A 14,228-nucleotide genomic window follows, 5' to 3' on the forward strand; every position below is an offset into this window, starting at 1 on the left:
CCAGGTGAACAGCATGTTCGCGTTGATGCCATTCTCCCGGGCCAGCTTCGCGACCGATACGCCAGGCTCGCAAGCGGCCGCTGCCAGTCGCTCACGAAGCTCACGGGGGTAATTCGGGCGCCCCGTTCGGGTACCCGGCTTCTTCTCTGCAGACTGTGTCAAAGTGATGCCCATCAGATCGGAAATGATGGACATCACTTTGATTTCGCCCTCAGTCACCGTCTATAACGGCCGGAACGAGCCGCTTACCTGGAAGGCGGATATGTGGGCGCAGGTACTGCCGAACGTCGCGGTACATGATGACATCGCCGTGCGAACCGAAGGCAAAACCGGCTGGGCGATCCGCAAGAACAGCCCACAGTTGCGGGACGCCATCGCCGGTTTCGACAAGAACTATGTCGACCTGCGGAGCGTTGCCGAATACCGTCTCGGGCAGTACATGCGCCGTTTCAGGCAGATCTCCAACAGCTCCAGGGCAGCCGAGCTGAAGCGTTTTGAGCAGACCCTGGCGATTTTCAGGCAATACGGTAACCAATACAGGTTCGATCCACTGATGCTGGCTGCGCAGGGGTACCAGGAGTCAAAGCTCGACCAGCGCGCACGCAGTCGCGTCGGCGCAATCGGCATCATGCAGATCACGCCCGCCACCGGCAAACAGATGGACGTGGGCAATATCAAAGTGGCGGAGTCCAATATCCATGCCGGTGCGAAATACATGGACCATTTGATGACCCGCTACTTCCCGGATGCCCATTTCAGCGAGGATGACCGGACACTGTTCGCCTTCGCGAGCTATAACGCCGGGCCGGCCAATATTGCCAGAATGCGCAAGGAGGCGGCGAAGCGTGGACTCGATCCCAACAAGTGGTTCAACAATGTGGAGATCGTCGTCGCTGAAAAGATCGGCATGGAAACCACCACGTACGTTCGCAACATCTACAAGTATTACACCTCGTACCGCCTGATCACCCAGGCCGAAGCCGCTCGCGCCAAGACAGTAGGGAGCGTGCAGCCGTCGGCGCAGTGATAGCCGCGCACCGCAGGCCCGGGCTCAGCTCCCGCGCAGTGGCAGATTCCTGCTCGACGTCAACGAACCGCCGAACCCTACCAATGTCGGAAAGCACTGAGAAAGCAGACGGATAATTCGCGGTGGCATGGGTCTCTTGTGGGTCGACCACGGCGACCGTGTCAGGCAGTAGCCGGCCACAAGGGGGCATTCATACTCGCAGCCGAACGGACATTCAACCGACTGTTCCGCGGAGGATTCGGTCGCTAGCTAGGGGAACTCCTCGACCGATAGATTTGCTAGCATCCGGCACATGACCGGTGGCTAGAAAATTTACCGTTACCATCAAAATAAGCGAGCATATGGGCCAAAATTTGGTTCACGATTCACGTAAATTTCGTTGTATCGCACGCGTTGCCCGTGCAACTGACAGACTACCGTATTCGAGGGCGACGCAGACCGTAAACCCGCGTCAAGCCGACATTCGGCCACGTTGAATTTGTATCGTGGGTAACAACCTACAGGATTCTATTTTCCTGCTGACACAGCGCGCGGCGCAACGAACCCAGGTGGTACATGAGTCCAAGGGTAGCCCTTCAGTGCCATGTTGTAGGCTGTGTTATACAGTGCCCGCATATATTCAGTATCGAACTCTTCCTTGTGAGGCGCGTTAAAGCTTGCAGGGATGAAGGCAAGATTATATTCAACACCATCGCGATTCGCAGTCGCGTAGATACGGTATAGGTCACCAACGCCCTGGCTTTGTATCATCGATGCGACCGCGCGAGATGCAATGCCCATCGTGGAACGCTCCACCTGCATCCAGTCCGCGTCTAGTCGAGCGTTGCGTATGATGTAAAGTTTGCGTTCGCGACTAACGCCGACCGAAGCTGCCTCCTCAACCAGGCGGATCGCAGCCGGATAGACAAATACCTGTGCCACCACGCCGCCGTCAACGTGCATTTCCTGGTAATGCTTGCCGTCGACTACCACGTCAATCATCATTGGAGGAAAAGCGCCAGGAATTGAAGTGGAGGCGACCAAGACTTTCACAAACAGGTCCAATGCCTTCGGACCGCCGTAGGTCGCGATCTTGCCCATATCCCAGATTATTCCGCGGCGTGCATCCAGGTCGCTCGTACCAACCAGCAGCATGCGGCCTTTGGCGTATTCAGCAGCAACCTCCTTGAGTAGATCCTCGGTAACGAATTTCCGGGTCAACGTTAGCAGCGGTCGGTTATCAGCCATTGCGTCGCTGAGAACTCCGCCAAGCAAGCTGCGCTTTTCCAGGACGTCCTTTGGGGAAATGGTCGTGTAGACCTGTTTCAGCGTCGCGTCGTACTTCGGACCGAGGAAGGCGAAAGGCGCGATAAGCGCGCCGGTGCTTATGCCGGTCACTAGCTTGAACTCCGGCCTCGTTCCAGTCTCTGTCCATGCATTCAACAAGCCCGCAGCGAATGCGCCGTTGTCACCACCGCCCGAAATCGCGAGAAATATCGCCGGTGGCAAATGGCCCACGTGCCCATGTTGTGCGAGGTAGTCTTTTTCCCTCTTCAGGGCGTCATGAGCCGCCTGGGTCAGTTCAGTGGCATCCCCGCCCGCGACGTAGCGTACGCCGGGCATGCCCGGAATTTCTGCCTTGCCAGTTAAGTCGTCTGGGACCGCTGGCAAACGGTCAGGCACCGTTGAGCACCCTTGCAACAATGCAAGTACGAGGGCAGTCAAGAGGAGGTTGAGGCTTCTGAGGTCAAAGTTCAGCTTTTTGACGACACAAGCCTTGAACGACTTCACGATGAACTTGCTCATCGGTTCGCTCTCCTCGACACGGAACATGCTCTACGAAGACTGGGCATCTCCCCCAGCCTCAACGCGTTGATTCAGTGTAGACGATCAACGCGTTTTCACACGCACCAGGTTGGCTACGGCCGACCACACCAGGAGGTACCTGGGATAGGCAAAGATGGCACGTGAAGCGCAGACAGTGCTTCGACGGTCGGCTGGGGGAATCGAATGTTCGGCAACGACTCTCCCGATGTCTGATGTACGCTTCATTCCAGCCGTTTGCGCAGTGAATTGGTAAATGGCGGACGCGGGTCGAACGAGGCTTATTCGACGCCTGCCGACACGCGCAGAGGCACCGTCACATTCCTGCGGCCGATGGCAGGCATCGAATAACCCTTAACGACTGCGGAAGTTCGGACTGGCGGTAGGATGGACGAGCAGCGTTGGGCGTCGAACTTCCGAGTGCCGGCCATGCGGCGACGATCGCGCGGACGATAATTGTGCCGCTCGAAAGTCCGGGTCGCTGCACTAAGCGGACGATCGGTGGCCTCGCTCCAGGCTGGCTCATAGCAACGATAAAGATCTGTGCAGAAGAATTACACGTCCCTTCACCGCACACGTGTGGCAAGGCGCGCAACCATGCGCTCAGCCATCTGCCGGTCAATGACTTCGAATGACCGGCTCGCGCGCTCATAGGCGTACATGTCTCCAGTGGCGATGTCGAACCACCAACCGCTCAATACGAGTGCCCCGGCACTGACCTGCTGCCGAACAATCGGGTACGTCATCAGATGCTCCAGCTGCATAAGTACGTTAAGTTGCGACAATTGATCGTGCGGCTTCAGCCTGTCATCGAGTGGGCCTTCGTGTTCGAGACGAAACGCGGCGTTGCTGGCGTGGTACAGCCATTTGTCGAGATTAGGCGCCTTCAGCTTTGCGCTGCGTGTGTACACGGCTTTCATCGCACCGCACTCGGAATGCCCGCACACGACTTAGCCTGTTTTCATCGATTGCGTCAGAGTTCCCGTACAAATAGAACAAGGGTTCGTCCACCGCGACGAAATCACCGACTTGCGGCACGACTTCGATCACTACGTTAGCCCGCTGCGCCTTGGCCACCAGCCTTTCCAGATTCACGGCCAGAACGATGCCAGACTTCCCGCGCTGACGAACAATGCGATCAGGTACGCCTCGCCCCTTGTCACGTTCCGGCGCGATCATCACACCCGTAGACGGGGCGGGATAAACACTCTCGATGACCACGACCCCGTGCTCCCCAACGCGAGCCACGAGGCTTACAGGGCGCAGAAATTTCGCGGCGTAATCAATCAGGAAAAGGAAAGCGACGACGGAGGCGAATCCGAATAGCGCTGCAATGAAGACTTGAAGCTGGAGTACCTCATTCTCACCCATCCAGCCCGCCGTTCTATTGGCGAACAGCAGCGTGAAAACGAATAATCCCGAAATGCCACGAATGACGTTATCGCGCAGCAGCGTCGTTGCGATGATGCGCGGGGTGTACTGGCCGCCAGCAACCTGGATGGCGACGAGCAGCGAACCGAACGTAAATACCAGAAACGCCATGTCTGCCGATATGATGTCACCGAGCAGCGACCGCGCCCCAGTCATGGACAGGCCAAGCAGGCTGGTTTTCGCATCAAGGGTCCCTTGCCTGGTCATCCATCTTCCTACCATTTCAGCCACAGGCTTCACCACGGCATAGATCGCGATCGCGATGAGCGGCACAGTCCACAGCGAGGACCTTAGGTAGCTCCTTAGGCTGTACCAGCGATTCCAGTCCATGTTTGTTCTCTCCCTACGATTCACATTGCAGCGGTGACCGAGATGTCCATCGTCTTCGTGGCATGCAAATGGACTTTCAGATCCGGGACAGCGCGACGGCGCTTACCCCACGGTCCCGACCTCCGGCTTTTGGACTGATCACTCGTGAGGGTGTTCAGGCCACTTGCTTCGCTGCGGTGCCTGAACCGTAACGCCAAGGGATCGGCAGCGTCGCTTTGGTTAACACGCCTCAGTGCCAGAATTGCCAGAAAGTCACCCTCGCGAACTTTCACACGTTTTGCGCTAGAACGGCCGCCTTTCGCTCCGCATGGGGGCCGGCTGCGCGCCCGCAGGAGGCGGCGGATCATCGGTGTTCCCTGCCCGGAAGAATGGCATCAATGGTCCAGTGAGACCGTGACGTAAGACGAGGCGGACCAGAGCGGCCAGCGAGGTTACCCGCATTTTCTGCATTACGTGCGCCCGATGAATCTTGATCGTCTTCTCCGCTGTGCCCAGCTCACGGGCGACGAGCTTGTTCGGCCTGCCTGTGACCACGAGCGCCATGACCTCTCGCTCACGCGGGGACAAACTCGCGACACGGCGCTCGATCTCGGCACGCAGTCCGCGTTGCTCGAAGAGCTGCCGCCCACGTTCGAGCGCGCGCCCAGTGGCTTCGATCAGCACGGACGCCTCGACTGGCTTGGCCAGAAAATCCGTTGCGCCGGCTTTCATCGCTTGCACTGCCGTACCCAATTCGCCGTGAGCAGAAATGAATACGATAGGCATGATGCCGCCAAGCTGCCGCTGCAATTCGATCCCGTTCAGGTCAGGAAGCTGCAGATCGAGCAGCAGACAGGACGGTGCGTTCGTTAAATCCGCTCCTTGAGCAAATGCGCTTGCGCTCTCGAACGCCTGCACACTGAAAGCGAACGATCGCAGCACGCGGCACAGCGCATTGCGGACGTGCTCGTCATCATCCACGACGAAGACTATGGAACTGGGCGCGTTCACGGTAACAAGCGCGTATCCGTCTTCACGGTCGCGCTTCCGGCGGGAAGTTCTATATGGAAGGTCAAGCCGCGATCGGCGTTGCGCTCGGCCCACATCTGGCCGCCGTGCGCGATGACAATGGTCCGGCTGATCGGAAGGCCGAGGCCCAGGCCCTGCGGCTTGGAGGTCACAAAGGGCTTGAACAGCGTAGCGAACTGCTCGGCACTGACACCTGCTCCACGGTCACGCACGGCGATGCACACCGTGCTGCGATCCCTCGTGGCAGTCACGACGACGCAAATACTGCGATCCTCGGACCGGCATTCATGGATGGCATCGAGTGCATTCATCAGCAGATTGACGAGAACCTGTTGCAGCTGGATTGCATCCCCGAGCAGTTGTGGCACGCCTTCGTCAATCGTCGCGGTCACGGCCGCGCCACACGCCTCTGTGTCACGGCGCAGCCGACGAATGACATCACCGACGAGACTGCCGACATCGATGGGGTTCGCCTCCGGCGGCCCGCTATTCGTAGACTGGCGCATCTTGCGAATGATCGCGTGCGCACGCGTGCTATCGTCAACTACTTCTCCGAGCAATTCGCGCAGATCGCTGAACGCCGGTGGGTTGAGTGCCCGAAAGCGCTGTGCCGCCTGCGCATTGCTGAGAATGGCTGTGAGCGGCTGGTCGACTTCATGGGCGAGCGCTGCCGCCATATCGCCGACTTCCAACGCCCTCTCGCGATGCAAACGGCGCTGGTCGCCGTCCGCGGACCCCGTGGTCGCCGCATTGGCGGTATCCGGCTCGATGACCACCACGACCCACTCACGTTGGTCGCGCACCGGCACTGACGAAGCAGTCACGCGCACTTCGATGTCTGAACCGTTCTTCGCACGCGCGAGGGCATCGCGGGTGACGATTTGCGGCAGGCCCACCGCTCCCTGCAGGGTCGCCAGCGATACCGGCCGTTCGTCCCTTCCCGAAGGGACAAGCAACGTATCAACAGGCATGCCCGTTATTTCCTCGGACGCATAGCCGAGGACCCGTGTGGCGCGTCCGTTTGCCAATGCGATTCTTCCTGCACCGTCGAGCACCAGCGCCATCACAGGCACAATGTCGAGAACGCCCCGCAGGCTCTGGGCGTCCGCTGAAAATGATTGCCCTGTTCGCGGTGGTCTGCGGGGCACAGCGGGTGGCAACCCATGCACCGTGAATCTGGCGAGCCACGACAACAGCGTGGCCATGGTTTCTCCCGCGGTGCGCACAAGCTTGAGCCTTTCGTTCCCCACGCTTGCCCTGATCATGGTGTCCTCCGCCAATACGGCGCCGCGGCAACCCGATATCGACCCTTCTGCACCGAACGGGCGGACCTGATGAACTCAGGGAATCCAGCCACGAGCCGGACCCGGCTGCGCCCTGAGGGGGACTGCAGCGTGCTCCTGGTTTTCAGAGAAGCCTCGTCGCTGGACAAACGCGGAGGAAGTGCCCGTCGTCGATAAACAAACGCGCGTGGAAAGGTAGCCCGGGGCTCGCCCATCGCAACGTGCTATTTCATTCTTGCATCCTGCTTCTACTGACCTCCGCAGAGAAAGTATATGAAAGAAATTCCACCGGATTGAGGCAAGGTGCCCGTTCATCCAGAGAATTTGCCCCCCCGCTATGTACGTCGGCCAACAATCGACCTTGTGGCTCGCCCGCAAGTTGTGTCGCCGCCGGCGATTGGTGGTCTGAATCAGAGCGTCTGTCGCGTGACATGAAACGGCGTGCCAGCATTGTGCCGATGAGATGCCGGCACGCCATCTGGCTTGCACCCACCATGCGGTCTTCTCCACGAGCGGAATAAAACTCACGCGTGACGGGCGAGCGCATCCATGGCGCGAAGGACGACGGGATCCACCCTCGGCCAGCATGATGTCGCGCCGCTGGCAGCGTTCTCGCCTCCCGGATCATGAGGGGTGCGCGCGAAGATCCGTGCGGTGCGCCCCCCGGCGGTTCTCGGCGCGCGCCGTGCGACGTATACTTCGCCACTGACCAGCATTTCCCGCAGTGCTCGCCGGACGTCCCGCGGAGAAGCATCAAGCTGCTGCGCCAGCTGGATCGCGGTGCATTCACGGTCCTCATCCAGCAACATGGAGATGTTGCCAGCCAGACCTGGCGGGCGTGCCGGGTGCCCCATTGTGCGTTCATGGCACCGTCGCCGTTGGGCCGTCGGCGAACTGGCTGCGGCGGGTGTGCCGCCGCGAGCCGGATGCGCTCCGCGATCGGCACCATCCCGCTCCGCGGCCAACCCTGGGCCTATGTGACCGCGCACGCCGCCGACGCGCCCCGCCCGGCAACGCAGGTCCAGGTCCAGTCGGCAGAAAGGGCTGCCGAGAACGTCTTCCACGCTTTCGATTTCAAAGCAGGCACGAAGCGTCCGCCTGACGGCTTCCCAACCTTCGAGCATGCCGCTGTCGGCCAACTCGAATGCCTTTTGACGGATTGCATCGCGACTTTGAACGATATCGAAGTCGCCCCCCATTCTCATTTGCGTTCTCCGGGAGCGCGCGCACTGTGGTCCCGGCCCGGCTTCCGCGCCGTCGGTTGCGGATAGAGCGCGCACAGCGCACCAGCGGCTTTCCGGAAGGGAGAAAACGGAAATAAGCCAAACGCCGCTATGGCAGCGTCCAGGTTTGTGGACCCGGCAGACACTGGATGCATCGCGACCTCTAGCGAAGGGACGGCCTTCCAGAATACGGGCGGGTGCGCGACGGCGATATTGGACCTTTGTCCGATTGCTCAACAGAAAGGATCGGCTTCCGGGATGATGGTCATGCATCGCACAACGATCGGGTCTTCGAGTACACGCTAGCGCCGGAGAATACCAAATTGTTGCGCACATTCGCCCCTGCTAATGCGGGAATCACGCGAAACCTCTGTCAGTTTGAGATCACAGAACAGACGCGCGCAAGCGTGGACATATGGGTAAGTGCGGCAGCGCTTTCGTCGGACGACTATCTGTTTCCGAGCCGTATTCACGGCTAGCCGCCCAGCTTGATGATTGCCATCGTAAGCAGAATGCCAAGCGCGATCATGGCGAGACCTGCCTTCATTGCCCCTGCGCCGGTGTAGCGCCCCAGCGCAAAACCGGCGATGAAAAGCATCACGAGTGTGAGCACGCGCGAGGCGATGAGTGCCGTTGTCACATCCCTCACGACGAGAAACGGCACCGCAACGGGAAACGTTCCCAGGACAACAAGCAGAAAGATTCCCAGCGCGCCGACGAAGTCACCACTTACAAAATTCGCCCGAGGTGGCAGCGTCAATGTGGCCGCCAGGCGTGCCCGAATCCGCTCAAGGTCGGCATCTTCGACGAGCGACTCCAACTTCTCAGGCAATGCATCGCGCAACATCCGCACAGCGAGCGCCGGGTCCTGCTCCCGCTTCACGGTCTGCGCGAGTTTCAAGCGCTGCCCTCGATCGGCGAGCGTGCGTACGAGATACATCACGGCGTCGGCGAGGCCCCACGCGAGATTGCATCCGAGCGCCGCGAAGAACATCTTGTACCCCTCATCTTCACCCGCCGTGACTGCCTTGACGGCACCGACGAACGTCAGGGCCATGAACAGACCAAAACAGATTTCGCAGACACGGTCAACAGTATTGAGAATAGGTTCGCGCCGTTCGGGTTCGGCGTGTCCGGCTGGCGTGATAGTGCTCATATGGCCTCGACTTAAGGTAAGACAACGAGACTTTGCGCTAGCTGCCAACATGACTGCTGGTACGAGCAGTATATGAAAGAGACGAAAGGGCGAAACGCTTAATTTGATAGACCGGGAGCGCTGGGAGCAGCGGGAGAGGCCCGGGTCCAGCCGGATCCGGCAGGACCATCCGGCGCATCCTGGTGTTGATGTTCGCAAGCAAGCAAGCGAGTCGCGAGCGTGAGTAACACAGACATCCGTATCTCCCTTCGAGTCTCGCGTCGTTCCCGATGACTCCACCAGAGCGGCCCAGCGTCCTTTGACTGCGCTCTGGTATGCTGGTCATCCCCGTCGCGGGACGCCTAATTTATTGACCCACGCGAAAGATCATCATGACAATATCGCGCGTCGCCCGCCCGTTAATTTACGTTGCCGTAGTCGTTGCAGGTGTCGTGCCGGTCGCCATGGCGCTCGCACTGAGCTACCACCAGGCGCTGCGGGAACAGGAACAGCGTGCGGACATCATTGCTTCGGAGGTGCTTCGCCGGGCGCAAGCCATCAGCGAGCAGATCGCACGGGCAAGAGCCGTGTTGCAGCGCGGGGCGGCAGACTCCCCTTGCTCCCCGGCCAATATCGAGCTGATGCGCAAGGCGGCAATCGGCGCCAGCTATCTTCAGGCTGTCGGCTATATCCGTGGGGACCGTCTGCTCTGCTGGTCGTACGGAAACCTTGGCAAGGGTATTCAGGTTGGCCCACCTGACTACCTCAGCAGCAGAGGCGCCTGGATACGCAAGGCCGTGGAGATACCGGAAGGTACCGACGAGAGGTTCTTCATTGTCACCGAAGCGGATAGCGGCTACTCGAGTCTTGCATTGCCTGATCTGGTGCTGGACGTCGGGCGGAACTATCCCGACGTCGCGATCGGGTTGGTCGCCGTGTCGAACGGGACACTTATCTTTGGGCGTGGCCAGATAGATGTACATCGTCTTCCGCGGCTCGCCCGGGGCCAGCAGGAGTTCACATGGGTCGATAGCCAGAACGTCGGCACATTCAAGGGGTCGGCTACCCACGACTACGCTGGAATCGCACTGATCTCATCGCGTACGTTGCAGAGTGCGTGGCTGGATAATGCACTCTGGATGGTCCCCGTTGGAGCGATTGTCGGCTGTGCATTCGGCTTACTCACCTTGATGCTGTTCAGGCAACACGCCGGAATGCCTGCCCAACTTGCCAGGGCGATGCGCGGCAATGAATTGTTTCTTGTGTATATGCCAATCGTAGACCTGGCCAACGGGAGATGGGTCGGCGCAGAAGCCTTGCTACGCTGGCGCCGCCAGAATGGAGACGTCATCGGCCCCGATACGTTTATTCCCGTCGCCGAGCAATACCGCCTGATTGGCAGATTGACGGAAAAAGTGCTCGAGATTGTTGTGGCGGACGCCCATAAAACGCAGCTACAGAATGCGGGCATCTACATTTCCATCAATCTTTCCGCCGCGGATTTTACCGATCCGACGATCGTTGGCAAGCTGCTCCGAACAAAACAAGAATCGCAAATGAACAGTCTTATGGTGGAGGTGACCGAGCGCGATTTCCTTAACGTCGAGCAAGCCCAGCACACCATCGAGCGTCTGCGTGGACTCGGGATTCGCATCGCGATCGATGATTTCGGCACCGGCTATTCGAGCCTGTCGCATCTAGGAGCGTTGGACGTGGACTACCTGAAGATAGACAAATCCTTCGTATCGACAATTGGAACCGACGCGGTGACAAGCCACGTCATCAAGCACATTATCGAGATCGCCAAAGGTCTGGGATTTGCCATGATCGCCGAAGGTGTGGAGACGCAGGCGCAAGTCGACTATCTAAGGGCGAGCGGTGTCCAGTACGCGCAGGGCTGGCTTTTCGGGAAACCGATACCAGCTGATCAATTTGCGTCCGCGCTGCAAGACGCACAGCGCGTCCCACTGCGAGAGTTGCATTTAGGGTGTTCGAGCGCGAAGGAGGACAACCAACTGCTCGCCACCAATACGTTGCCCAGCTGTGCTCGACCGTCCGGAGTCGACTCGGAAGCTGCCGTTGTGCGCTAAACGATGCGATAGTCCGTTGAGGATCGCACTCGGCCGGTCGCCAGACCACGACACACGCACTTTCGACGCAAGGCATGAGGCCGTAGCCCCATGACGTGTCATTCGCACGCCTCGTCGCTCAGACATTCAGGCGTCGTTTTCCCTCCATGAACCAGCCATTCCGGGTAGGCGCTTACGGGTTGTTTGTCTGGGATTCGCCAATCGAGCATGCCTCGCCGATGTTAGCGACCGCCCCTGCCGATGCGCGATTGGGCGTCCTCGCGCCACTCGTCGTTATCGACACCCTGCGAACAGGTTGCTTACGGTTCAGTTCCACGCGGCGACGTCGTTCCGTAGAGCCGGTCAAGTTGCTCACGCTCACTCGATACGAGTCGAAAGCCGATTTAATAAGTTACGAATGCCCTGGTACGGTGCAGTGATACCGGCATCGGACCTCGCTCCCACCTTCGAACGTTGCCAGACGACCTGCATGCGGACGCTCGACGGATCCCGTCCCGACCTCATTGACATCGAGCGCCACTTCGCCCGTCCGTCTCATATCAGACCAAGGTCCGATGTCGCCCACCCGGCTGGCGATCTAGCCTGTATGTTACGGAAATCTGCCGCACGCGTACGTGCTTGGAATCGCCCCATCGACTCGCACACGGAGAACAGTGGATCGTGGACTCCCTTCTCACTCTTGCGCGCGATCCCGCTGCATGGGCTGCCCTCGTGACGCTTATCGTCATGGAGGTCGTGCTGGGAATCGATAACCTGATATTTATTTCCATTCTCAGCAACAAGCTGCCCGAAGCGAAGCGGGCACGCACACAGCGTATTGGCATCGGCCTCGCACTCGTCATGCGTTTGGCGCTGCTGTCAACCGTCGCCTGGATCGCACGACTGAGCGAACCCGCTTTCACGTCGCCGGCCATCCATTTTCGTGGAGGGATATCATCCTGCTCGGCGGGGGTGCGTTTCTCGTCTGGAAGGCGACACTAGAAATTCATCAGCACGTCGCTGGGGACCACGTAGACGAGATGTCTCCTGTCGACGCGGTCAGTATCACGGTGCGCGCAGCCATCCTGCAGATACTGATGCTGGACATTGTGTTTTCGGTCGACAGCATTATCACTGCCATCGGAATGACCTCGCATGTCGCCATCATGTACGTGGCGGTCATTTTCGCCGTCGCCGCAATGCTTTTTGCCGCCGGACCACTTTCCCGCTTCATCGAGCGCAATCCAACCATCGTGATGCTCGCATTGAGCTTCCTGCTTGTCATCGGTATGACGCTGGTGGCCGAGGGCTTCGGCTCTCATGTTCCTAAGGGATACATCTATGCCGCGATGGCCTTCTCTGCCTTCGTCGAAGGCATGAACATGCTAGCGAGACGCTTGAAGACCAGGAAGATTGAGGGGCAGGCGATCCCCGATCGCCAACGTTGATTGTCAAGCCCGCACGGTTAGGTAGCGCGCCGACTATTGATCATCAACGGGGGGAAGCGGTTCGCCGCAACGCCTGCAATACACTGCATCAGCGTCATGGCCTTCAGAATGGCATTCCGGACAGACTCGGGAAGGCCGCTGCAAGTGTCGGACCGCCGTCGCCGCTCCAGCGCCAACCATGGCAGCGGGGAAGGCAATGACGCCATACCCGAGCAGAATGGCCAGCGAAGTGATGAACTGCCCGAGCGGCGTCTTCGGATGAATGTCGCCGTAGCCTGTGGTGGTCATAGTGACCACTGCCCAGTACATGCTAACCGGGATGCTTGTGAACCCGTTCGATGGTCCCTCGACGAGATACATGACGGTGCCGAGGACCGCAGTCAGAATCAGCACGACACCAAGGAACACCATGATCCTGTGCCGGCTCCTGACGAGTCCGCGCCAGAGCACCTGCGACTCTTCGAAATAGAGGGGCAGCTTCACGATCCGGAAGATACGCAACATGCGTAACAACCTGACGTCGACCAGGACGTGAAAGCCAGGCAGGAGTAAGCCCAGATAGGTTGGCAGGATGGATACGAGGTCGATGATGCCGAAGAAGCTCAATGCGTACCGCAGAGGACGCTCCACGCACAGGAGCCGGACGATGTATTCGGCGGTGAACAGTAGCGTAAAGAGCCACTCCAGAATATCGAGTGCCACCAGCTCACGCGCACGCACTGCCGCGACACTGTCCAACATGACGACAGCGACGCTCAATACGATTGCCGCCAGCATCGCGGCATTGAAGCGGCGGGCGGCGTCCGTCCCGGATTCAACTACGACGGTATAGACGGCGCGCCGCCAACCGTGATCGGGTTTGCCAAAATCGCGTCTAAGTGGGCGAACGACGTTCATGAGCAAGATAGAGTGTTTGACGAAGAGTAGCCGAATCCAGGCGGTTCTGTTAGTCGCCCCGTTGCGTGAACCGTGGGATCCGTCAGAACTTTTGCCGCCGGCCACTTTCCCAGACGCCGGAACGAGCGAGCGTATGGCTGAACCGGGCAACCGACCTTCTGTCTTGCTCAAGCGCTCGCCGGCCGCCTTGATCGGTCAAATGGCGGTTGCACCGTCGAAACAGCCGTTCTGGTGACGCGATATCGGACGGCAGTTCGGGGTCGCTTTATGCCATTTGCATCGCACACGCCCGAGACGATCATCGCGTTCGGTCATCGGGCACTGAACGGCCCAGAATTGCGGTAGGGATGCCCATTACTGAGCACCCCCCGCACAGATCCCGGCGTGCCCAATTCGGGCACCGGGCTCCTACCTCGGGTGTTTGACGGCAAATCGCCGGTCGGGCCACGGGTGAAGGATTCGAGGTTGCGGGAGCCAGGCATCTGCGATCCGCTCGACTCGCTGCCACGTCATGTGATCCTTTTGACTGCGGCGCCGGAGCGCCCGCCGCCACAGATCAACGACGTGGTATCGA

The 14,228-nt window shown here is 59.4% G+C and carries 9 protein-coding genes and 4 pseudogenes; 3 read left to right on the forward strand and 10 right to left on the reverse strand.

Features of this window, described 5'->3' with window-relative positions; all coding sequences use genetic code 11:
- Window positions 1-195: transposase (locus M3I54_RS41630; RefSeq protein WP_254345499.1), on the reverse strand; the 195-nt coding region annotated here is incomplete at its 3' end.
- A gap of 55 nt (window positions 196-250) precedes the next feature.
- Here M3I54_RS41630 and M3I54_RS41635 point away from each other — a divergent pair.
- Window positions 251-1,027 (forward strand): annotated as a pseudogene (locus tag M3I54_RS41635) (transglycosylase SLT domain-containing protein); the annotation flags it as partial.
- 507 nt (window positions 1,028-1,534) lie between these two features.
- Here the strand turns inward: M3I54_RS41635 and M3I54_RS41640 are convergent.
- The 7 genes and pseudogenes from M3I54_RS41640 to M3I54_RS41675 form a co-directional block, all read right to left on the reverse strand.
- On the reverse strand, window positions 1,535-2,812 hold the full coding sequence (locus M3I54_RS41640; protein WP_254346001.1) for a patatin-like phospholipase family protein: 1,278 nt from the start codon (window positions 2,810-2,812) through the stop codon (window positions 1,535-1,537).
- Window positions 2,813-3,396: 584 nt separating this feature from the next.
- Window positions 3,397-3,780, reverse strand: a pseudogene (locus tag M3I54_RS41645) (carbonic anhydrase); the annotation flags it as partial.
- Window positions 3,707-4,591, reverse strand: coding sequence for a DUF2254 family protein (locus M3I54_RS41650; RefSeq protein WP_254346005.1), 885 nt, complete (start codon window positions 4,589-4,591; stop codon window positions 3,707-3,709). The pseudogene M3I54_RS41645 and the gene M3I54_RS41650, both read right to left, overlap by 74 nt.
- 282 nt (window positions 4,592-4,873) lie before the next feature.
- Window positions 4,874-5,581 carry a response regulator transcription factor gene (locus tag M3I54_RS41655; protein ID WP_254346008.1) on the reverse strand — a complete coding sequence of 236 codons (708 nt, stop codon included), beginning with the start codon at window positions 5,579-5,581 and terminating at the stop codon, window positions 4,874-4,876.
- Window positions 5,578-6,804, reverse strand: coding sequence for a nitrogen regulation protein NR(II) (locus tag M3I54_RS41660; RefSeq protein WP_254346010.1), 1,227 nt, complete (start codon window positions 6,802-6,804; stop codon window positions 5,578-5,580). The genes M3I54_RS41655 and M3I54_RS41660 overlap by 4 nt, the downstream gene beginning before the upstream one ends.
- Window positions 6,805-7,406: 602 nt before the next feature.
- Window positions 7,407-8,081, reverse strand: coding sequence for a hypothetical protein (locus M3I54_RS41665; RefSeq protein WP_254346012.1), 675 nt, complete (start codon window positions 8,079-8,081; stop codon window positions 7,407-7,409).
- A 499-nt stretch (window positions 8,082-8,580) separates the two neighbouring features.
- A complete protein-coding gene (locus M3I54_RS41675; protein WP_254346018.1) occupies window positions 8,581-9,261 on the reverse strand; it encodes a VIT1/CCC1 transporter family protein in 681 nt (226 codons plus the stop codon).
- Window positions 9,262-9,632: 371 nt separating this feature from the next.
- Between M3I54_RS41675 and M3I54_RS41680 the strand changes: the two genes are divergently transcribed.
- Both M3I54_RS41680 and M3I54_RS41685 read left to right on the forward strand, forming a co-directional pair.
- Window positions 9,633-11,330, forward strand: a complete 1,698-nt coding sequence (locus M3I54_RS41680) for an EAL domain-containing protein (protein WP_254346014.1) — start codon at window positions 9,633-9,635, stop codon at window positions 11,328-11,330.
- A gap of 660 nt (window positions 11,331-11,990) precedes the next feature.
- Window positions 11,991-12,757 (forward strand): annotated as a pseudogene (locus M3I54_RS41685) (TerC family protein).
- A gap of 33 nt (window positions 12,758-12,790) precedes the next feature.
- On the opposite strand, the gene M3I54_RS41690 reads toward M3I54_RS41685, so the two are convergent.
- Entirely contained in the window at window positions 12,791-13,654 is an 864-nt protein-coding gene (locus tag M3I54_RS41690) for an ion transporter (protein ID WP_254346016.1), read from the reverse strand.
- Window positions 13,655-14,062: 408 nt separating this feature from the next.
- Window positions 14,063-14,228, reverse strand: a pseudogene (locus tag M3I54_RS41695) (group II intron reverse transcriptase/maturase); the annotation flags it as partial.

It is taken from the genome of Paraburkholderia sp. CNPSo 3274 (assembly GCF_024206475.1).
In the GTDB taxonomy this organism is placed as follows: Bacteria; Pseudomonadota; Gammaproteobacteria; order Burkholderiales; family Burkholderiaceae; genus Paraburkholderia.